This window comes from Kosakonia sp. LAM2021, assembly GCF_016620385.1.
Taxonomy (GTDB): Bacteria; Pseudomonadota; Gammaproteobacteria; order Enterobacterales; family Enterobacteriaceae; genus Kosakonia; species Kosakonia sacchari.
Window position 1 is genome coordinate 334899 of the sequence record NZ_JAENHT010000002.1, and the last position, 19469, is coordinate 354367.

Genomic DNA, 19469 nt, shown 5'->3' on the forward strand with positions numbered 1-19469 from the left:
TTCATCCGCCATTTTACTCACTAGCCGCAGCGTGTCTTTGTGGCGGTTCGTTAACGCGTCAGTGACGCCAAGGAAAAACGATGAGTGATTTTTTACCGTTCTCACGCCCGTCAATGGGGGATGAAGAGTTCGCCGCCATTCAGCAAGTGCTGGCATCTGGCTGGATCACGACAGGCCCAAAAAATCAGGCGCTTGAAGAGGCTTTTTGCACACTGACGGGCAACCGCCACGCCATTGCCGTTAGCTCGGCGACGGGGGGCATGCACGTCACCCTGATGGCGCTGGGGATTGGTGCCGGGGATGAAGTGATTACCCCGTCGCTGACCTGGGTTTCCACCCTCAATATGATTGTGCTGCTCGGTGCGACGCCGGTGATGATCGATGTCGATAAAGAGACACTGATGGTCACGCCGGAAGCTATCGAAGCGGCCATCACGCCGCGTACCAAAGCGATTATCCCGGTGCATTACGCCGGTGCGCCGGTGGATATCGACGCCATCCGCGCGATTGGCGAGAAGCACGGCATTACTGTGATTGAAGATGCCGCTCACGCCGCCGGAACGTACTACAAAGGCCGGCATGTTGGTTCACGCGGCACCGCTATTTTCTCCTTCCACGCCATTAAAAATATGACCTGCGCGGAAGGTGGGCTGGTGGTGACGGACGACGAACAACTGGCAAACCGTATTCGCAGCCTGAAATTCCACGGGCTGGGCGTCGATGCCTACGACCGTCAAACGCATGGTCGTGCCCCGCAGGCAGAAGTGATCTCCCCCGGTTTTAAATACAACCTCGCTGATATCAACGCGGCAATTGCGCTGGTGCAACTGGGAAAACTGCCCGCCGCTAATGCCCGCCGCCAGGAGATTGCGCAACGGTATTTGCAGGAACTGGCGGATACGCCGTTTCAGCCGCTGGCCTTGCCGTCATGGCCGCACCAGCACGCCTGGCACCTGTTTATTATTCGCGTCGATGAGCAACGTTGCGGTATCTCCCGCGACGCATTGATGGAAACCCTGAAAGCGCAAGGCATTGGCATTGGCCTGCATTTTCGCGCGGCACATACGCAAAAGTATTACCGCGAACACTTCCCCCTCTCTTTACCCAACACGGAGTGGAACAGTGCGCGCATCTGTTCGCTACCGCTTTTCCCGGATATGACCCATGACGACACAACCCGCGTCATTCACGCGCTCCGCAACATTGCAGGGCGCTGATATGTTTAATTTACCGCCTGTAGAGAAAGTTTCTGTGGTGATCCCGGTCTACAACGAGCAAGAGAGTTTGCCGGAGTTGATTCGCCGCACCACGGAAAGCTGCGATGTACTGGGCATTGATTACGAAATTTTGCTGGTGGATGACGGCAGTAGCGATAACTCCGCGCTGATGTTGAGTGAAGCGGCAGAACAACCCGGCAGCCACGTAGTCGCGGTGCTGCTGAACCGCAACTACGGCCAGCACTCGGCGATTATGGCCGGATTCAGCCATGTCACCGGTGATTTGATCATCACGCTGGACGCCGATTTGCAAAACCCGCCGGAGGAGATCCCGCGTCTGGTGGCGAAAGCCAATGAGGGTTATGACGTGGTGGGCACCGTGCGGCAAAACCGCCAGGACAGCCTGTTTCGTAAAATGGCCTCGCGTACCATCAACCGTCTGATCCAGCGTACCACCGGTAAAGCAATGGGGGATTATGGCTGCATGTTGCGTGCATATCGCCGCCATATTGTTGATGCCATGCTGCATTGCCATGAACGCAGCACTTTTATCCCGATCCTTGCTAATACCTTTGCCCGTCGCGCGGTGGAAATCCCCGTGCACCACGCGGAGCGCGAGTTTGGCGATTCCAAATACAGCTTTATGCGCCTGATTAACCTGATGTACGACCTGGTGACCTGCCTGACCACCACGCCGCTGCGCTTGCTCAGCGTGTTTGGCAGCGTGATTGCCGTGCTGGGCTTTTCGCTCGCCGTGCTGCTGGTGGTGCTGCGTCTGGCGTTTGGCCCGCAGTGGGCGGGAGAAGGGGTGTTTATGCTCTTCGCCATTCTCTTCACCTTTATCGGCGCTCAGTTTATCGGCATGGGGCTACTTGGGGAGTATATCGGGCGCATCTATAACGATGTTCGCGCGCGTCCCCGCTACTTTATTCAACGTGTTGTTCGTCAGGAAAATGACGTTTCGCAAGAGGAAAAAAATCAATGAAAGCCGTTGTCTTTGCTTACCACGATATGGGATGTGTCGGTACACAGGCGTTACTGGATGCAGGTTTCGAGATTGCGGCGATTTTTACCCATCCCGACAGTGCCAATGAAAACCATTTTTTCGGCTCGGTGGCGCGTATTGCCGCTGAGCGCGGCATTCCGGTTTATGCCCCGGAAGATGTCAACCATCCGCTGTGGGTCGACCGTATTCGCGATCTGAACGCGGATGTTATTTTCTCTTTCTATTACCGCAACTTGCTGTGCGACAACATTCTCAATACCGCGCGGATCGGTGCATTTAACCTGCACGGCTCGCTGCTGCCTGCCTACCGTGGTCGTGCGCCGCTGAACTGGGTGCTGGTAAATGGCGAAAGCGAAACCGGCGTCACGCTGCACCGCATGGTTTCCCGCGCAGATGCGGGCGCGATTATCGCGCAACAGCGCGTCGCCATTGCTGACAACGATGAAGCTTTGTCGCTGCATCGCAAATTAGCGGAAGCCGCAAAAGGCATGCTGGCCAGCGTGCTGCCGACGATTAAAACGCAAACCTTCAGCGAAACGGCGCAGGACGACAGCAAAGCCAGCTACTACGGTCGCCGCACGCCGGAAGATGGCCGTCTGGACTGGGAAAAACCTGCCCAAACGCTGCAAAATCTGGTGCGCGCGGTTTCTGACCCGTGGCCGGGCGCGTACAGCTTTGCCGGTACGCATAAATTTATCGTCTGGAAATCCCGCGTACGCACCGAGGTGGCTCCGGCTCGCGCGGGCACTGTGCTCTCTGTTTCGCCGCTGCTGGTGGCCTGTGGCGATGGCGCGCTGGAGATCCTCACCGGACAGATGGACAACGGCGTCTACATGCAGGGCGCACAGCTGGCGCAATCGCTCGGCCTGGTTGCCGGAGCGTTGCTCACCAGCAAACCGGTAGTGGCGGTAAAACGCCGCACCCGCGTGCTCATCCTCGGCGTGAACGGTTTTATCGGTAACCATTTGACCGAACGCCTGCTGCGTGACGATAACTACGAGATCTTCGGTCTGGATATTGGATCGGATGCGATCAGCCGTTTCCTCGGCAATCCGCGTTTCCACTTTGTGGAAGGCGATATCAGCATTCACTCCGAGTGGATCGAATACCACATTAAGAAATGTGACGTGGTGCTGCCGCTGGTGGCGATTGCCACACCTATCGAATACACCCGCAACCCGCTGCGCGTGTTCGAGCTGGATTTCGAAGAGAACCTGAAAATCATCCGTGACTGCGTGAAGTACAACAAGCGCATCATTTTCCCGTCGACCTCGGAAGTGTACGGTATGTGCACCGACAACAATTTCGATGAAGACAACTCGAATCTGGTCGTTGGGCCTATCAACAAACAGCGCTGGATTTACTCGGTTTCGAAACAGTTGCTCGACCGTGTGATCTGGGCCTATGGCGACAAACACGGCCTGAAGTTCACCCTGTTCCGTCCGTTTAACTGGATGGGGCCGCGGCTGGATAACCTGAATGCTGCGCGTATCGGTAGCTCGCGCGCCATCACCCAGTTGATCCTCAACCTGGTAGAAGGTTCGCCGATCAAGCTGATCGAAGGCGGCAAACAGAAACGCTGCTTTACCGATATCAGCGATGGTATCGAAGCCCTGTTCCGCATTATCGAAAACAAAGATGGGCGCTGCGACGGGCAGATCATCAACATTGGTAACCCGGACAACGAAGCGAGCATTAAAGAGCTGGCGGAGATGCTGCTGGCAAGCTTTGAAAAACACCCGCTGCGCGACCGCTTCCCGCCGTTCGCTGGTTTCCGCGAAGTGGAGAGTAGCAGCTACTACGGCAAAGGCTACCAGGATGTGGAACACCGCAAACCGAGTATCCGTAACGCCAAACGTTGCCTGCACTGGGAACCGACTGTGGATATGCGCCAGACCATTGACGAAACGCTGGATTTCTTCCTGCGTACCGTTGAACTGACGGATGAGAAATAAGCATGAAATACGTCGGCTTACGTATTGATGTCGATACCTTTCGCGGCACGCGTGACGGCGTTCCGCGCCTGCTGGAGCTACTGAAAAAGCACAACATTCAGGCGAGCTTTTTCTTTAGCGTTGGGCCGGACAACATGGGGCGCCACATCTGGCGCCTGCTTAAGCCGAAATTTCTGTGGAAGATGCTGCGCTCGCGCGCGGCATCGCTCTACGGCTGGGATATTTTACTGGCGGGCACCGCGTGGCCCGGCAGGCTTATCGGTGAAGGCAACGCGGACGTTATCCGCAAAACCGCGCAGGCGCACGAAGTGGGGCTGCATGCCTGGGATCACCATGGCTGGCAGCGCTGGAGCGGCGTGTGGGATCAGGCGCATCTCGAAGCGGAAATTGAGCGCGGATTACTGGCGCTGGAGCTGATTATAGGCCGGTCTGTGAGTTGTTCCGCCGTGGCGGGCTGGCGCGCCGATCAGCGAGTGGTGAAAGCCAAAGCGAATTTTAATTTCCGCTATAACAGCGACTGCCGGGGCACACAGCCGTTTCGCCCGCTCATCGCCGAGAACACCTATGCAGCACCGCAGATCCCGGTCACGCTACCCACCTGGGATGAAGCCGTTGGCATTTCGGTGGCGGCGGAGCACTACAACCGTTTCATTCTTGACGCGATGAAGCAGGATAGCGGTACGCCGGTTTATACCATCCACGCCGAGGTGGAAGGCATTATCGGCGCGGAAGGTTTCGATGAACTGCTGAGCATGGCGGCGCGCGAAGGCATCGCTTTTTGCCCGTTAAGCCAGCTGTTACCGGAATCGTTAGAGACGCTACCGGCAGGCAAAGTGGTACGCGGAGAAGTGGCTGGCCGGGAAGGCTGGCTGGGTTGCCAACAACTGTTGAGTCCTGGGTTATGAAATCCATTCACTATGGTCTGGCGCTGGTTGCGCTGTTCGCCCTCTACTATGTTGTTCCCCTGGAATATCGTCTGCTCTGGCAGCCGGATGAGACCCGCTATGCGGAGATCAGCCGTGAAATGCTTACCAGCGGCGACTGGATTGTGCCGCATTTCCTTGGCCTGCGTTATTTTGAAAAACCCATCGCCGGTTACTGGATCAATAGCATTGCGCAGTGGCTGTTTGGCCATAATAACGTCTCCGTGCGCCTGGGCTCTGTTTTCTCCATCACCATGTCGGCGCTGCTTGTGGGCGCGCTGGCATGGAAAATGTGGCGCGACAAACGTACTGCCGTGCTCTCGGCGGTGATCTTCCTGACCGCGTTTCTGGTGTATGGCATTGGCACTTATGCTGTGCTCGATCCGATGATCACGCTGTGGATGACGCTGGCGATGTTCAGCTTCTGGCTGGCTGCGCAGGCGAACACCTTACGCGGTAAGTTTGGCGGCTATGCGCTGCTTGGCGTGGCGTGCGGCATGGGCGTGATGACCAAAGGTTTTCTCGCGCTGGCGGTGCCGGTGATTGGCGTGCTGCCGTGGGTGATTGTGCACAAACGCTGGAAAGAGGTGCTGCTCTGGGGCTGGCTGGCCGTGATCTGCTGCGTGCTGACGGTGCTGCCGTGGGGGCTGGCGATTGCGGCGCGCGAACCCGATTTCTGGCGCTACTTCTTCTGGGTTGAACATATCCAACGTTTTGCGCAGCAGGACGCACAACATAAAGCGCCGTTCTGGTATTACATACCGTTCCTGATTCTAGGTTCTTTGCCGTGGCTGGCGCTGCTGCCCGGTGCGCTGAAAACGGGCTGGCTGGCGCGTAAAGAGGGCGTGCGGGAAGCGTTTTATCTGCTGGGCTGGGTGGTGATGCCGCTGCTGTTTTTCAGCATCGCTAAAGGGAAGCTGCCGACTTACATTCTGCCCTGCTTCGCGCCGCTGGCGATATTGATGGCGCGTTATGCCATGCAGATGGCGCAAACCAATGGGCGCGCGCTGCGCGTCAATGCGTGGATCAATATCGGTTTTGGCCTGGTTGGCGTGATTGCCGCGCTGGTGGTGTCGCCTTTGGGCTTCATGAAACATCCGGTGTGGACGCAAATTGAGATCTACAAAGCGGCGCTGGCGGCGTTTGCTTTCCTGGCGTGGGCGCTGGTTGGGGTGTTTACCTTGCGCGCCAGTGCCGATCGTTGGTCATACGCGGCGCTGTGCCCGCTGGCAATTGCGCTACTGGTGGGGATTGTTATCCCGGACAAGGTGATGGATTCCAAGCAGCCGCAATTTTTGATTAACTTTGTTAACGAGCCGCTGACGCCGAGCCGCTACGTGCTGGCCGATAACGTCGGGGTTGCCGCAGGTCTGGCCTGGGAGCTGAAACGTTCAGATATTATGCTGTTTGGCACGCGCGGTGAGTTAACGTACGGTATGTCGTATCCTGACGGCGAAGGGCGGTTTGTGCGCGAAGACGATTTCACCGACTGGCTGTCACAACATCGTCAGGAAGGGGTGATTTCACTGGTGCTGCACCAGTCGAAAAAAGATGACTTTACCCGCATGCCGATACCGAAACCGGACAACGTTTATGTACAGGGGCGTATGGTCTTTATTCAGTACTTTCCGCAATGATGAGTAAGCCGCAATGACAAGCTGGCTCTGGCTCGCGCTGGCAAGCCTGCTCAGTTGCGCAGGCCAACTGTGCCAGAAGCAGGCGACGCGTCCGGTGCCGATTGCCAGGCGGAGTAAGCATCTCGGTCTGTGGCTGGGGCTTGCGCTGATGGCGCTCGGTGCGGGCATGGCGCTGTGGCTGCTGGTTTTGCAACGCATTCCTGTTGGCGTGGCGTATCCGATGTTGAGCCTTAATTTTGTCTGGGTGACGCTGGCGGCGCGTTTTTTCTGGTGTGAGCCTGTGAGCCTTCGCCATGCGTTCGGCGTGGCGCTGATTATCATCGGCATTGTGCTGCTGGGGAGCTCGCTATGAAGGGGCTGCACTGGGCGTTACTCAGTGTGTTGCTGGTAAGCGGCGCACAACTGATGTTGCGCTATGCGATGGTGTCGCTACCGCCGGTGACATTCTCCTGGTCTTTTGTTTCGGCGCTGCTGCAACCGCAAAAAGGGACGCTGGCGCTGATGTTGGGCCTGTTTGGGTATCTGGCATCAATGGGCTGCTGGTACTTTGCGCTGCACCGTTTGCCGCTCAGTAAGGCTTATGCCTTGCTGAGCCTGAGCTACATTCTGGTGTGGGCGGCGGCCATCTGGCTTCCCGGATGGCACGAGCCGTTTTCCCTGCGCGGCGCTTTAGGCGTACTGGTAATTGTGGCGGGCGTGCTGGTTATTTTTCTTCCCCGACGCTCTCGATCTGGTCGGCAGCGAGAGTAAAAGGCGTAGGAGTGCAGACCGCGAGACTTAGCCCCGCACGGTGAGAATGGCTAAGGTGCAGATTGAGAGGGTTGCAACTGTCTACGCTGACGATCTCCCAGGCGCTGCCGCCACGCTGTTTGATAATGGCCTCTTTACGTGTCCAGATGCGCCAGAACGCGTCCAGTTGCTGCGCGGGATGCTCCTGCTCGATTTCACAGTGTTCCGCCTGGCTAAACACCGCATTCGCCAGGCTACGCCAGTTGTTACGCGGGCGTATCACTTCGATATCGCAGCCGACTTCTCCTTCATCGCTCACCAGCAGAGCAATATGATCGCCGCTGTGGCTCAGGCTAAACCATAACGGTAGATCGCCAGCAAATGCGGGCTTACCCTGATCCCCATAAACTATCTCCGGCAACGGGGAGATCACGCGGTTAAGCAAAAGCCGCCCGGCAAGCCAACTATTATGACGAACGCCGGATGGCGCCGCTGATTTTAGCTCGGGTGGGATCTCCTGCGCGCATAGTTCAGAAAGAGTAGCCAGTAAAACGCGATACATTGTTACGCCCAACGTTTGATGATAATTGAGGTATTTATTCCGCCAAACGCAAAGTTATTGCTTTGCAGGAATTCACAATCAATATGCCTTGCTTCACCGCGGATATAATCCAGTTCGCCGCAATTTTCATCCGGAGTCGTCAGGTTTAGCGTTGGCGCAAACCAGCCTTCGCGCATCATTTGTAGGCTCATCCACGCTTCAAGCGCACCACAGGCGCCAAGCGTATGACCGAAGTAGCTTTTTAATGAGGAGATGGGCACCGTATTGCCGAAGATAGCGGCGGTTGCCTGGCTTTCTGCAATATCACCCCGATCGGTAGCGGTGCCGTGTGCGGAAATGTAGCCGATATCCTGCGGGCTGAGCCCAGCGATGTTAAGTGCCTGCTCCATACAAATTTGCATTGTCTCACGCTGGGGCTGAGTGATATGCGCGGCATCGCAGTTGGTGGCAAACCCGACAATCTCGCCATAAATGGTGGCACCGCGCGCTTTCGCATGTTCCAGTTCTTCCAGAATCAGCGTTCCTGCGCCTTCACCAATCACCAGACCATCACGACGGGCATCAAATGGAGACGGAGTGGTTTTCGGCTCATCATTGCGTTGACTGGTGGCGAAAAGCGTATCAAAAACGGCGGCTTCCGATGGACATAACTCTTCCGCACCGCCCGCGACCATCACATCCTGATAACCGTGGCGAATGGCTTCCCAGGCGTAGCCTATCGCCTGGCTACCGGAAGTGCAGGCGCTGGATGTAGGGATCACCCGACCACGCAACCCGAAAAACAGGCCGGTATTAACCGCGGTGGTGTGCGGCATCATCTGCACATAGGTCGTGCCAGTGATGTTATTGGTGTGCTTTTCGGTCAGCATGGTCGCAAATTCACTTACCGGACCAGTGCTGCCAGTCGACGAACCATACGCAATGCCGGTTCGGCCCTGGGTGAGAACAGGATCATCGATTAACCCTGCCTGTTCCAGCGCCAGTTCGCTGGCTCTGGTGGAGAGCAACGAGACGCGTCCCATCGCGCGGATGCGTTTGCGGGTGTAATTTTCCGGCAGCACAAAATCATCAATGGGCGCACCCAGCAGAGTATGCAGACCATCATAAATTTGCCATTCCGGCATTTTCCGTACGGCATTCTCGTAAGCCAGTAACCGCTTCGCAACTTCCTGCCAGTTTTGACCAAAGGCGGTAACGCCGCCCATACCGGTAATAACTACGCGACGCGTCATAGCATGCCTCCGTTAATCGAAATGACCTGGCGGGTAACATAACCCGCAATATTGGACATTAAATAGCTGGCGAGTCCGGCCACTTCTTGCGTTTGGCCCATACGTTTCATCGGGATCAGGGACATCGCTTCTTTCAGTGCCGCCTCTTCCATCTCAATCATGCCGGTGTCAATCAGGCCCGGAGCAATACAATTCACGGTGATTTTGCGTTTCGCCAGTTCGATAGCCAGCGCTTTTGTCGCGCCAATGATCCCCGCTTTAGCTGCGCTGTAGTTGACCTGGCCACGGTTGCCCATTACGCCGGAAACCGATGAAAGCGTAATGATGCGTCCGCCGTTGCGAGCAGAGATCATGGGCATAATGCAGGGTTGGATCACATTGTAAAAGCTGTCGAGGTTGGTATGGATGACCATGTCCCAGTCCTCTTCGCTCAGCGCCGGGAAGGCTGCGTCGCGTGCAATCCCGGCATTACTGACCACTCCGTACCAGGCGCCGTGGCGGTCAATTTCGCTCTCCAGCACCTCACGACATTGCTCGCGGTTGCCAACATCGAAACTGAGCAGACGTCCGTTTCCCCCTGCCTGTTCAATCGTGTGCAGCGTTTGCTGCGCGCCTTGCTCATCACGATGGTAATGCACGCCGATCGTAAAACCGTCTGCGGCAAGTTGTTGGGCGATGGCGCGGCCGATGCCTTTGCTGGCACCAGTGACCAATACGGAACGATTCATGCCGTTTTTCCTTGAATAAAAAGTGACGTTAACTCTTCCTTTGTCGGCTGGAAGGTATTGACTCGGCCCGAAGCCAGCGTGTCGGTTTGAGCCTTAATGGTGCAGTCGAAGCTGCCGAAACGTTCATCCTGCATCAGGAGCCTGACGTGGATATCCAGCACGGCATTCGCTGGCAGCGAATTCGCCGCACAGGTTAATTCTCTGGCACCCAACACCATACCGAGGGCGATATTTTCCTCACCGCGTTGCTGGCGATGCCAGCCCGACCAGACGCCAATACTTTGCGCCATCAGTTCGAGAGCATACCAGCCAGGCAAGTGGCCTTCGGCATCAATAAACGGTGCAAGGACGCCTTGCTTGTTAACGGTCACGCGGCAATGGGCGCAATCGGCGCCGACAGCGATGACCTCTTCCAGCAGGATCATCGGTGCCTCATGAGGTAAATAGGCACCGGGTGCAAGGTAATGGCTCATGACACTCTCCCCAGCAAAATGCTGGCGTTGTTTCCGCCGAAGGCGAAGGAGTTCGACAAAATCACCGGGCGTGAAAGCGGCTGGGGGACGCTTAGCAGGCCGCACTCTGGCAAGGTTATGTCCCGCGGATAATGGCTGAAATTCTGCGGTGGCAATGGCAAATCGCGCAGCAGAATCAGTGCGCTCAGTGCTGCTTCAGTGATACCCGCCGCGCCAAGAGTATGACCGGTCAAATGTTTAGTAGAACTACAGGGGATACGATCGCCAAACAGCGTATGCACGACCTGCGATTCAATTTGATCGTTAAGGATCGTGGCGGTGCCGTGCAGATTGATATAACCAACGTCGTCTGGCGTCAGGCCCGCCTGGGCGAGCGCCATGTTTATTGCGCGGATCGCGCCTTCGCCTTGAGGATGCGGTGCAGAAATATGCCAGGCATCGCTGGATTCTCCACAGCCTAACAGCGCCAGCGGCTGCGGTTCCCGGGTCAGAACCATTAACGCGGCAGCTTCACCAATAGTGATGCCGCAACGGTCACGACCAAATGGCTGGCATAATGTCGGCGAGAAGGATTCAAGACTATTAAAGCCGTTGATCGGCATCTGACTAAGGGTGTCTGCGCCGCCAACGATGGCCACATCCGCGAGCCCCGCATTAATCAGGCGCTGACCATTAATGATCGCTCTGGCACTGGAGGAACAAGCGGTAGAAACCGTAAATGCCGGGCCGTCGAGGGCCAGCCAGCGGCTTAAAAAGCGCGACGGATCGCCTAGCTCCTGTTGCGAATAGCGCCATTCCAGACTCTCTTCGCCGTTATGCAGGTAATTAACGTGTCTACCCCCTTCTTCCAGACCCGATGTGCTGGTGCCCAAAACGACGGCAACGCGATCGCGGCCATAGCGGGAAATCGCCTCATCCACCGTAGGCTGGATCTGTTCCAGCGCGACCAACAAAAGCTGGTTGTTGCGGCTGCGATGCGCCTGCCACTCCTCGGGCATCGGCGGAAGTTCTGTATCCACGCCGCCGAGCATGACTTCACCATCGCCCTGTAACCAGCCTTTTCGGTTGATCATGCCCGGCGCGACGCCACGGCTCAGATTGGCAGCAATTTCATCGCAGGTGTTTCCCAGCGCGTTAATCATGCCAATCGCGGAAATGTAGATCATCTCAGTCACCCAGATATTGAATGGTGATGTGGTATTTAAAGACGTGCTGCTCAATGCTAATTGGCTCGCGTTTGCCTTTGCGCTGTAGGTAGGTGATTTCCGTCACCAGCTTTCCGCGCGCATTGCGCAGCTCGCGCTTGTCGCCTGTGTCGGTGAGCGTCCAGCCTTTCGGTAACTGCGGTTGCCAGACGGCGACAGGCCAGTGGCTGATCATTACATCGGCCAATACCTGGCTTGCCGGTGGTAACTGCGGTACGACAACAGATTGCTCAGTATGAATACCGTTTTCGTCGTAGGTGACGAGGAACAGGCGAATCCCTACGGAGGAGAGGCCGGCGAGCGTGATTTTTTTCTCGTCGGCGGTCATCATCACCAGCAGCGACTGCGTTTTCCCGTTAAAGCTCCCGGTGAGTAGCTGCTGGGAATTGACCGCCGGGCTAATTCCCGGTGCCGGTAACGTCACGCGCGTGCCGGGCTCCAGCCATGCTTGCGGGCGGGCGCTGTCGGAGGAGTGCGTGGTGGAACTGCATCCGGTGAGCAGTAGGGCAGTGGCCAGCGCCATGCCGGTCCAGAGGGTGCGGATCATCGTTTTCTCTCTTTTTTACCCGGCATTGCGAGTGGTGAAAGTAAAAAGGCGGTAAAAATGCCGCTTACCAGCACGATGCCAAAACAGCTAATCGCCTGGGTATCGCTGAATACCAGCATGCCCAGCGTGAGGAGCGTTGTTACCATCGCCAGCGAGATCGCCAGTAGCGAGGTGAGCGGTGTGCCGCGCGGGTTACTGAAAAACAGCGTGTAATTAATGCCAATCCCTAACACCAGTACCAGCGCCAGCAGGGAGAAGAGGTTGACCGAATGGCCGCTTAGCGATAATGCTGCCAGCCCGCAACCGAGTGACAACACAGAAGGGACAAGGCTGATAAGCCCCTTTTTCCAGCCAAGACGAAGTATGGCGCCCGCCGCGATCACTGCCAGCGCAACACACAACAGGCCGGTTAACACCAGACGATAGAGCGCGAAAAGCTCGTCGAAAGCGCTTTTTCGATCCACCCAGGCAATACCTGATTGCGCCTGTGCCAGCGCACTTAACGCTGCGCTATCTTTTACGCCATCAACGGGCACCAGAACGCCGCTCTGTCCGTCTGGTATGGTCAGCCACAGCAAACGCCAGCCTTCACTGGCCGGACTGGCAAGCCACTCATCAACCGTGACCGTCATTGGGCTGAGATCGGGGGTAACCGCCTGCAAACCAGCGTTCTGCAAGGTATGAGCAACGGTGGGCGCGGCATTTTTGAGTAACGCCAGATCCTGCTGCTGGCGTGAGATCGAGTTGATCGGCACATAACGAAAACCCGAAAATGCGCCGTTCTCACGCGCTTGTTCCAGACGTGGAATAAACGCTTCCAGACGTTCCAGTGTCAGTTGGGGATTTTCGCCATAAACCACAAACCATTTCTGATCGACGCTCTGTCCGGTGAGTGCAGTGATGGCTTTTTCCTGCGCAAGGATGTTCTGCGGTAATGCCTGTAACTGGCTGATATCGTCATTGATGCGCAGTGTCGACAACCCGGCAAGAGAGACCGCCGCCATTATCAGCGGCAATCCCACCGACAGTTTTTTATTGCGCCTCCAGGCTGCCAGCCAGCGCAGTAACAGTACCATCGCAGGCACGGGACGTACCGGTAAACCACGGCACAGCCAGGGGTGCCAGAAGACAACCGTCAGGCAAGAGGCGCTGAGTCCGGTAGCGGCGAAAATCGCCATCTGGCGAATACCAGGGAAGGGCGCCAGCATCATGATCAGATACGCCACGACGGTCGTCGCCAGTGCCAGCAACAGCGCATTTCGTACTTTTGCCAGGCTTTGCCATGGCGATGACTCTGCGCCATGCACCATACGTTCGGTGAGATAGTAAAGTGTATAGTCCGCAGAGATCCCGATGATGCTCATGCTCATCACCAGCGTCATCAGGTGCAACTCGCCGAAGACCAGCAGTGTCACTACCGTACCGGCCAGCGCGCCAACGGCGATTGAAAGCAGGCATAACAGCAATGGGCGCAAGGAGCGGAACACGGCAATAATCAACAGCATGACGCCGACGATAGTTGCGATCCCCAACGTTGAAATGTCGCGCTTTGCCTGCTGGCTGGCGTAGTCGCTATAGAATACCGTGCCGCGTGATAGCAATTGCGCCTGTGGAAACTGCTTCTTGAGTTGTGTTTCCAGCGAGCCGAGCGTGGCGACAAACTGGTGTGTTTGCTGCATATCGAAGGAGGAGCCTGCCAGCTCGCCGTGGAGCAGATACCAGTAGTTGCCGTCGTTGTCCTGGGTGACTAACCACCCATCCATTAACCGCAGTCGCTGCGTATTTTGCGCCATCGCCAATTGTGCGCCGCGCATCAACATTAGCGGATCGTTTTGCAGCTCTTTACCCGATACGCCGGAAAAGGCCGAGTAGAGCTGAGTCAGCACCCATTGTGCCTGCGCTTCGCCGCCGTTTTGCAGACGCGCGCGGGTTGCGCTATCAAGCAGAGCGTTACGGTGCTGCCAGAAAAATGCGCCCCACGCTTGCTGACTCTTTGCATCCATTGCGCCTTTCAGGTGATTAACCGCCTGCGATTGACCTAACAGCGTCAGCCAATATTGCGCCACCTCGGGATTGGCCTGTTTACCAGGGCTGACCAACCAGACGAGTTGCTTATCGAGGCGTTGCATAAAGCCGTCATTCAATGCCGCAGGCAGCGCGCCCATGGTCTGTGCCGGGAGCATCGCCAGTACGCTGCTGTTCATTCGCGCTTTGGGAAGCAGCACGAGCAGCATACCCAGCATCACCAGGCATACTGCGCCCCACAGTAGTGCCGGGCGTGGGGAATTAGTGCGTTGCAAAACGTTGGCGTTCGTCATCAGTCAGCGTCGTGGGCGTGAGTCGGTGTTGGGAAAAAGCGATATCGGTGAGATCGCCCTGTTTATCATTCAGGCGGATGCTGTCGAGATAGTGATCCCCGGCCAGGTCGATGGAGGTGAATATTTTATCCAGCGGCGTGGTGATTGGGGTCAACTTCAGGGTCCAGCGGCCTTTCCCGGCATCGTTAAAGTCAATGCGGAAGTTCTGTTCCAGCACGGCGCGATCGGCCTGAAACAGGGCGCGCAGAAGATGATTAAACTGGAACATTTGCGGGTTGTTCTGCGCAGTGATCACCTGCGGTGGCTGACCGTTAATGATTTGCACCATCCGCGAATCATCAAGCATTAGCATCATCGGGAACGGCGCGGTCTGATCCCACAATAATCCTTGCTCACGAGCGATAAGCATTTCGCCCTGCGAGCGCAGTGGCTGCGGCAAGTCTTTAATGGTGCGGGTCTGGGTGAAATGCGCACGTACCACCGGTTGTTGGGTAAAGCGCTGCTGTAATTCCTCCAGCGTCACTGCATTGACGAAGGGAGCGAACAGTAGAACCAGCAGGGGCCAATATCTCATGGTGTGACCCCCATACGTTCAAACAGAATAGCCGGGCTGACGAAGCACATCTCCCGGCTTTTCTCCTCCACCGCCACCTGAATGGTGTAACCGGTGGTGGTCCGTTTGCCGCTGGCGGCGTCGATGATTTCATACGCGATTTTCAGCCGGTTTTCGAACTCTTCGATTCGGGCGCGTACGCGAAAATGCTGTTCGAATGTCAGTACATCACGGTATTTCACCCGCGTATCCACGACCGGCCACAAATACCCCGATACTTTCATCTGGCGGTAGCCGTAATCAAACTGATTCAGTAGCGCCTCGCGCGCTATCTCAAAGTAGCGAAAATAGTTGCCGTGCCAGACAACGCCCATCATATCGACGTCGTGAAAGGGAACGCTTAGCGCAACCTCGGCTGTGAAACGGGGATCGTTTAACACCTGTTACTCCTTATCCGTGGCTTGCGGTGCGTGGTCAGGCAACCGCCAGAAATCAAAAAAATTAAACCAGTCGAGTGGTGATTGCAGTGCGTAGTGTTCAAGGCGTGCAGCGTAGTTGTCGACAGCCGCTTGCAGCGCTGCTTGTCGATTTGCGCGAGGCATGGGCAGCGGATCGGCAAAAGGTTCGCAGTGCAGGCGCAATTTGCCGTTTTGGCGCAAAGCAAACATTAACAGCACCGGGCAGCGTAGCGCCGCCGCCAGAATAAATGGCCCTTGCGGGAAGGGGGCGGCGTGACCCATAAACGTGCTCCAGCACACCCGCCAGTCGCCGCCGCGCTGTGGGTTAACCGCAATACGATCGCCGACAATGGCCACCCACTCGCCCCGATCGAGCTTATCTTTCAGCAACATGGCGGTATCCGGGCCAATATGCGTTACCGGGATAAGGTGTACTCCGGCTTCGGGAGCCATCTCTTGCATGATCTGTTTAAAACGCTGTGCGTTTTCATGAAACACCAGCGCATTGATCACTTTGCTGTTATGTAATTGCGCCAGCGCACGACAGGCTTCAACATCGCCCAGATGGGATGCCAGCAAGAGCTTGCCGTTGTTATCGTCCAGCCCCATTGCGGCTTCAGCGCCGGGTGCGAATTCAACGTCACGGCCTAACTGGAGTTCGCCGCGCCAGCCTGCCACTTTATCCAGCATGGCTTCGGCAAAACGCAGAAAGTGGCGATAGCTACTGAGCTTTGCTGGTGACGGCAGCCCGCCCAGCGCCAGGCTGGTGCGCACACGCGCCAGCCAGAGCTGCGATGCCCGCCGCGCGTTACCGGCGCTAAGCCAGTAGACGGCGACAACAGGATAGAGCAGCAGCGAGAATGCTCGGCGTCCAAGCACTCTCCAGACCAGTAACATAAAGCGCATACCCCATAATCCCTTCCGCTCGTGCTGCTGCGCCCAGTGCGTATCAGCGCGGCGAAACAGCAGGGAAGGAATGCGCGGCAGCATGCCGAAGAATAAGCGGGTATGCATCAGCGAGATGCGAACATTGTCTTTCAGCGCATCAAAGTGAGAAAGACCGTCCTGCGGATACGTTACGCGTGTCGGGACAAAGTAGCTGGGAGTTCCCTGCCAGTAGAGGCGAACCATCACTTCTGTGTCGAAATCCATACGCCTGCCCAGCGTGACACGTTCAGCAAGCCGCAGCGTGGAGGCGATGGGATAGACGCGAAAACCGCACATGCTGTCTTTCAGTTGCAAAGACAATGTTTCTATCCACACCCATACGTGTGTGACCCAGCGGCCATATCGCCGCGAACGGGGAATGGAGTCATCATAAACAGGCTGGCCTGAAATCAGCGCTTGCGGATGTTGCCTCGCCAGATCCAGTAATTTGGGAATATCTTCGATGGCATGCTGCCCGTCAGCATCGACCTGCACGGCGTGAGTAAAACCCGCGCGTAAGGCGTTTTGCAAACCCTGGATCACTGCCTCGCCTTTACCGGCGTTTTGCGCAAGCCGCGTCAGGGTAAGCATTTCATTTCCTGCGGCCAGTGTTTCCAGCACCCGCTGCGTTGCCTCATCACTGCCATCATCAACGATAAAACAGTGCAGGCCTGTCGGTTGCAGGCGTTCAACCACGCGCGCCATCATTGCACCGTGGTTATAGCAAGGGATGACCACACAAGGGTTAAACGTTACTGACATAAGCGAATTTTCCCACTGCTACAGGTATGGCGTTCTTCGCCCGCATGGCGCAGGTAGCTGAAACTCAGTTGCTGCTTCTGTTCCTGCCAGTCGAGTCGCAGCGTGACTCTGTTTCCCGGCAGGAGTGGAGCCTGGAATTTAACGTTTTGAATGCTGTGGAAACGATAGCCCGGGGTGAGCATTAACGTGGCGTAATGCATCACCCAGTCGAGTTGCGCTACGCCTGGCAGCAACGGCTGAACCGCAAAATGACCGCGGAACCAGAACAGGTCCGTCTCCAGTTGGATATCGATTTCAGCGTGCGTCGGTGACACCTGACGGTGTGCAATTTCATGAGGTTTCATGAAATAACTCCTGTAGTTGAGCATAAACACGCTTGTTCATACTATTAACGGGGATCTCTTCCAGGATGCGCCAGTAACGTGGCACCGCCACCGGTTCCAGCCACGGAATCAGCGCTCTTCGCCAGGCAAGCTCCATTGCTTTGCTGTCACAATGAAGCCACTGGCGATGTGCCTCTTCTTCCAGCACCAGCAGTACGCCAACGCCCTGGCGCCCGCCACGGGATACAGGGAGAGCTGCGGCATCCCGAATACCCTCAAGCGCTAACACGCGTCTCTCTATTTCACTCAGCGAGATGCGTTTCTCTTCGATTTTAACAACGCGGCCACGACGCCCGGCGATGTGGAAAGTCCCGCCGTCATTAAAGAGCAGGATATCATCGAGCAACAGGCCGTCTGGTTCGGGAATAATCGGCGAATGCGCGCGAAATGCCTCACCTTCCGGCACGATCGAAACCCCCGGAAAAAGTTTCCACGGGATGCTATCGTGCTGGCGATGCCGCCAGGCCAGAATGCCTGTTTCGGTGCTGCCATATATTTCATCTGGTTGAACACCGCACCAGTCAGCGGTTCCCTGAACATCTGTCCACGGCAGCATTCCACCAGCCGAGAGAATGATCGCCATCGGCGGTGGTGCGAGCCGGGGATCAAGGCGTTTTAAGAACGCGGGACTGCTGATAAACGCATAGCGATGGTGGCTTTCCAGCGCGGCCAACTGCTCGGCGTAATAGAGCATTGCGGCGTGAAGCGGCAGTCCGAGCGACATTGGCAGAAAGATGCGGAAGGTTAGTCCGTATAAATGTTGCGGCACGACCGAAGCCACGACGCGACAGCCCGCCAGTTGGTCACTAAAACGCGCGGCGAGCAGCGTCGCTTCACGATCGAGACAGGCTATCGGTTTGATAACCCGGCGCGGCTGCCCGGTTGAACCGGAGGTAAAAAGTTCGATAAACGCCCCTTCGCGAAGGGGCGGAAACACGGGGTCTTTCGCGGCGTGTGGTGCGTTTGCCTTTACCACACAATGCGGGCCTTCCCAGCGTAAAGGCTGATCGCTGAGTACTCCCTGAAAGAGCGTTTTTTGCTCGGCCAGCAATGATTCCCGGCAGTGCCCTGGAATTACAGGTGTTTTCCCGGCATGCAGCGTAGCCAGCAGCGCGACAATAAAAAGGTAGCTATTTTCAAAGCACAGCGCCCAGCGTTCATCGTCCTGCGTCTGTAGCCAGGTCATAAGCTGGGCGACATCGCTGCGCAGGTCTTCCAGCGTCCACGTCCGAACACCAAGCCAGGCGATGGGAGTATCATTGGCCCGCGAATGGCTGAGCCAGTCGGCGAAAGGAAGGGTTTTCATTGCATCTCTCGTTTTATCATCTGGCGGCGTATCAGCCATTCACCTGCCATCAGCAAACCCATCAGCAGGTAGGAGATCATGCCGTTCCAGAGCGTCCATAGACGCATATCGCCATACAGCGCTGTAAATAGCGCAGTCCCGCCATTCAACACGAAAAAAACACACCAGACTTGCGTCACGCGGCGGGTATAGCGTACGGCTTCCTCAGGAAGGTCGGGGCTGCGCAGGCGAGCCAGACGCTCGACCAGCGGCATTGCGCTCCACAGTGAACTGCCAAATACCAGTAACATGATGAAACTGACGGCGACCGGGTAATAGAGCAGTAGCTGATGCGTTTTTAACAGCCAGCTTGCCGCGCACAGCGCGATACCGGTCAGGGCAACGCTGCGCGTGACAAAGCGCATCGGCGCAAGCCCCTGGTGGGCTTGCCGCAAACGGAAAAGCAGCATGACGGCCATCAAAGGGAGCAGCCAGTGCAGACTGTTATGCGCAAGGCCGAACCAGATCACAAAAGGCCAACAGAGCATCAATAGCGCGGCGAGCAGCTT

At 56.6% G+C, this 19469-nt stretch carries 20 protein-coding genes; 7 read left to right on the plus strand and 13 right to left on the minus strand.

The window, feature by feature from the left end:
- Nucleotides 1-80: 80 nt before the first annotated feature.
- The 7 genes from arnB to arnF are packed head-to-tail and all read left to right on the plus strand — an operon-like array spanning nt 81 to nt 7488.
- Nucleotides 81-1217: a UDP-4-amino-4-deoxy-L-arabinose aminotransferase gene (arnB, locus tag JKP81_RS07975; RefSeq protein ID WP_200551307.1), complete on the plus strand. Its 1137-nt coding sequence runs from the start codon at nt 81-83 to the stop codon at nt 1215-1217.
- Between the two features lies 1 nt (nt 1218).
- On the plus strand, nt 1219-2202 hold the full coding sequence (arnC, locus tag JKP81_RS07980) for an undecaprenyl-phosphate 4-deoxy-4-formamido-L-arabinose transferase (protein WP_065369572.1): 984 nt from the start codon (nt 1219-1221) through the stop codon (nt 2200-2202).
- Nucleotides 2199-4178: a bifunctional UDP-4-amino-4-deoxy-L-arabinose formyltransferase/UDP-glucuronic acid oxidase ArnA gene (gene arnA / locus JKP81_RS07985; protein ID WP_200551308.1), complete on the plus strand. Its 1980-nt coding sequence runs from the start codon at nt 2199-2201 to the stop codon at nt 4176-4178. Before arnC ends, arnA begins: the two co-directional genes overlap by 4 nt.
- 2 nt (nt 4179-4180) lie before the next feature.
- Nucleotides 4181-5083 (plus strand): 4-deoxy-4-formamido-L-arabinose-phosphoundecaprenol deformylase, encoded by a 903-nt coding sequence (arnD, locus tag JKP81_RS07990; RefSeq protein ID WP_200551309.1) that lies wholly within the window; start codon nt 4181-4183, stop codon nt 5081-5083.
- On the plus strand, nt 5080-6738 hold the full coding sequence (gene arnT, locus JKP81_RS07995; RefSeq protein ID WP_200551310.1) for a lipid IV(A) 4-amino-4-deoxy-L-arabinosyltransferase: 1659 nt from the start codon (nt 5080-5082) through the stop codon (nt 6736-6738). The genes arnD and arnT overlap by 4 nt, the downstream gene beginning before the upstream one ends.
- A gap of 13 nt (nt 6739-6751) precedes the next feature.
- Nucleotides 6752-7090 carry a 4-amino-4-deoxy-L-arabinose-phosphoundecaprenol flippase subunit ArnE gene (gene arnE, locus JKP81_RS08000; RefSeq protein ID WP_200551311.1) on the plus strand — a complete coding sequence of 113 codons (339 nt, stop codon included), beginning with the start codon at nt 6752-6754 and terminating at the stop codon, nt 7088-7090.
- The gene (arnF, locus tag JKP81_RS08005; protein WP_200551312.1) at nt 7087-7488 is read left to right on the plus strand and encodes a 4-amino-4-deoxy-L-arabinose-phosphoundecaprenol flippase subunit ArnF; all 402 of its coding nucleotides are present in this window, start codon (nt 7087-7089) and stop codon (nt 7486-7488) included. The genes arnE and arnF overlap by 4 nt, the downstream gene beginning before the upstream one ends.
- On the opposite strand, the gene acpT is transcribed toward arnF, so the two are convergent.
- The 13 genes from acpT to JKP81_RS08070 are packed head-to-tail and all read right to left on the minus strand — an operon-like array spanning nt 7442 to nt 19448.
- Nucleotides 7442-8029 carry a 4'-phosphopantetheinyl transferase AcpT gene (gene acpT, locus JKP81_RS08010; protein ID WP_200551313.1) on the minus strand — a complete coding sequence of 196 codons (588 nt, stop codon included), beginning with the start codon at nt 8027-8029 and terminating at the stop codon, nt 7442-7444. The genes arnF and acpT overlap by 47 nt on opposite strands.
- A gap of 2 nt (nt 8030-8031) precedes the next feature.
- Nucleotides 8032-9261: a beta-ketoacyl-ACP synthase gene (locus JKP81_RS08015; RefSeq protein ID WP_131413136.1), complete on the minus strand. Its 1230-nt coding sequence runs from the start codon at nt 9259-9261 to the stop codon at nt 8032-8034.
- Nucleotides 9258-9989, minus strand: coding sequence for a 3-ketoacyl-ACP reductase FabG2 (locus JKP81_RS08020; RefSeq protein ID WP_200551314.1), 732 nt, complete (start codon nt 9987-9989; stop codon nt 9258-9260). Before JKP81_RS08020 ends, JKP81_RS08015 begins: the two co-directional genes overlap by 4 nt.
- Entirely contained in the window at nt 9986-10462 is a 477-nt protein-coding gene (locus JKP81_RS08025) for a 3-hydroxy-fatty acyl-ACP dehydratase (RefSeq protein WP_200551315.1), read from the minus strand. Before JKP81_RS08025 ends, JKP81_RS08020 begins: the two co-directional genes overlap by 4 nt.
- Entirely contained in the window at nt 10459-11628 is a 1170-nt protein-coding gene (locus JKP81_RS08030; protein WP_200551316.1) for a beta-ketoacyl-[acyl-carrier-protein] synthase family protein, read from the minus strand. The genes JKP81_RS08025 and JKP81_RS08030 overlap by 4 nt, the downstream gene beginning before the upstream one ends.
- Nucleotide 11629: 1 nt before the next feature.
- Nucleotides 11630-12214, minus strand: a complete 585-nt coding sequence (locus JKP81_RS08035) for a DUF3261 domain-containing protein (RefSeq protein WP_200551317.1) — start codon at nt 12212-12214, stop codon at nt 11630-11632.
- Nucleotides 12211-14532, minus strand: a complete 2322-nt coding sequence (locus JKP81_RS08040) for an MMPL family transporter (protein WP_200551318.1) — start codon at nt 14530-14532, stop codon at nt 12211-12213. Before JKP81_RS08040 ends, JKP81_RS08035 begins: the two co-directional genes overlap by 4 nt.
- Nucleotides 14501-15106, minus strand: a complete 606-nt coding sequence (locus JKP81_RS08045; protein WP_200551319.1) for an outer membrane lipoprotein carrier protein LolA — start codon at nt 15104-15106, stop codon at nt 14501-14503. Before JKP81_RS08045 ends, JKP81_RS08040 begins: the two co-directional genes overlap by 32 nt.
- Nucleotides 15103-15525, minus strand: coding sequence for a thioesterase family protein (locus tag JKP81_RS08050; protein ID WP_200551320.1), 423 nt, complete (start codon nt 15523-15525; stop codon nt 15103-15105). The genes JKP81_RS08045 and JKP81_RS08050 overlap by 4 nt, the downstream gene beginning before the upstream one ends.
- 3 nt (nt 15526-15528) lie before the next feature.
- Nucleotides 15529-17232 carry a glycosyltransferase gene (locus tag JKP81_RS08055; RefSeq protein ID WP_200551321.1) on the minus strand — a complete coding sequence of 568 codons (1704 nt, stop codon included), beginning with the start codon at nt 17230-17232 and terminating at the stop codon, nt 15529-15531.
- A complete protein-coding gene (locus tag JKP81_RS08060; RefSeq protein WP_200551322.1) occupies nt 17223-17576 on the minus strand; it encodes a hydroxymyristoyl-ACP dehydratase in 354 nt (117 codons plus the stop codon). Before JKP81_RS08060 ends, JKP81_RS08055 begins: the two co-directional genes overlap by 10 nt.
- Nucleotides 17563-18921, minus strand: a complete 1359-nt coding sequence (locus tag JKP81_RS08065) for an acyl-CoA synthetase (protein ID WP_200551323.1) — start codon at nt 18919-18921, stop codon at nt 17563-17565. The genes JKP81_RS08060 and JKP81_RS08065 overlap by 14 nt, the downstream gene beginning before the upstream one ends.
- The gene (locus JKP81_RS08070; RefSeq protein ID WP_200551420.1) at nt 18918-19448 is read right to left on the minus strand and encodes a hypothetical protein; all 531 of its coding nucleotides are present in this window, start codon (nt 19446-19448) and stop codon (nt 18918-18920) included. Before JKP81_RS08070 ends, JKP81_RS08065 begins: the two co-directional genes overlap by 4 nt.
- Between the last annotated feature and the right edge of the window lie 21 nt (nt 19449-19469).

What these genes read in the sequence shown, in the direction of transcription:
- JKP81_RS08035 (WP_200551317.1), bottom strand. Translation starts at nt 12,214, where the DNA reads ATGATCCGCACCCTCTGGACCGGCATGGCGCTGGCCACTGCCCTACTG.
- JKP81_RS08045 (WP_200551319.1), bottom strand. Translation starts at nt 15,106, where the DNA reads ATGAGATATTGGCCCCTGCTGGTTCTACTGTTCGCTCCCTTCGTCAAT.
- JKP81_RS08055 (WP_200551321.1), bottom strand. Translation starts at nt 17,232, where the DNA reads ATGTCAGTAACGTTTAACCCTTGTGTGGTCATCCCTTGCTATAACCAC.
- JKP81_RS08025 (WP_200551315.1), bottom strand. Translation starts at nt 10,462, where the DNA reads ATGAGCCATTACCTTGCACCCGGTGCCTATTTACCTCATGAGGCACCG.
- JKP81_RS08015 (WP_131413136.1), bottom strand. Translation starts at nt 9,261, where the DNA reads ATGACGCGTCGCGTAGTTATTACCGGTATGGGCGGCGTTACCGCCTTT.
- arnC (WP_065369572.1), top strand. Translation starts at nt 1,219, where the DNA reads ATGTTTAATTTACCGCCTGTAGAGAAAGTTTCTGTGGTGATCCCGGTC.
- acpT (WP_200551313.1), bottom strand. Translation starts at nt 8,029, where the DNA reads ATGTATCGCGTTTTACTGGCTACTCTTTCTGAACTATGCGCGCAGGAG.
- JKP81_RS08070 (WP_200551420.1), bottom strand. Translation starts at nt 19,448, where the DNA reads ATGCTCTGTTGGCCTTTTGTGATCTGGTTCGGCCTTGCGCATAACAGT.
- JKP81_RS08040 (WP_200551318.1), bottom strand. Translation starts at nt 14,532, where the DNA reads ATGACGAACGCCAACGTTTTGCAACGCACTAATTCCCCACGCCCGGCA.
- JKP81_RS08065 (WP_200551323.1), bottom strand. Translation starts at nt 18,921, where the DNA reads ATGAAAACCCTTCCTTTCGCCGACTGGCTCAGCCATTCGCGGGCCAAT.
- JKP81_RS08060 (WP_200551322.1), bottom strand. Translation starts at nt 17,576, where the DNA reads ATGAAACCTCATGAAATTGCACACCGTCAGGTGTCACCGACGCACGCT.
- arnA (WP_200551308.1), top strand. Translation starts at nt 2,199, where the DNA reads ATGAAAGCCGTTGTCTTTGCTTACCACGATATGGGATGTGTCGGTACA.
- arnF (WP_200551312.1), top strand. Translation starts at nt 7,087, where the DNA reads ATGAAGGGGCTGCACTGGGCGTTACTCAGTGTGTTGCTGGTAAGCGGC.
- arnE (WP_200551311.1), top strand. Translation starts at nt 6,752, where the DNA reads ATGACAAGCTGGCTCTGGCTCGCGCTGGCAAGCCTGCTCAGTTGCGCA.
- arnT (WP_200551310.1), top strand. Translation starts at nt 5,080, where the DNA reads ATGAAATCCATTCACTATGGTCTGGCGCTGGTTGCGCTGTTCGCCCTC.
- JKP81_RS08020 (WP_200551314.1), bottom strand. Translation starts at nt 9,989, where the DNA reads ATGAATCGTTCCGTATTGGTCACTGGTGCCAGCAAAGGCATCGGCCGC.
- arnD (WP_200551309.1), top strand. Translation starts at nt 4,181, where the DNA reads ATGAAATACGTCGGCTTACGTATTGATGTCGATACCTTTCGCGGCACG.
- arnB (WP_200551307.1), top strand. Translation starts at nt 81, where the DNA reads ATGAGTGATTTTTTACCGTTCTCACGCCCGTCAATGGGGGATGAAGAG.
- JKP81_RS08030 (WP_200551316.1), bottom strand. Translation starts at nt 11,628, where the DNA reads ATGATCTACATTTCCGCGATTGGCATGATTAACGCGCTGGGAAACACC.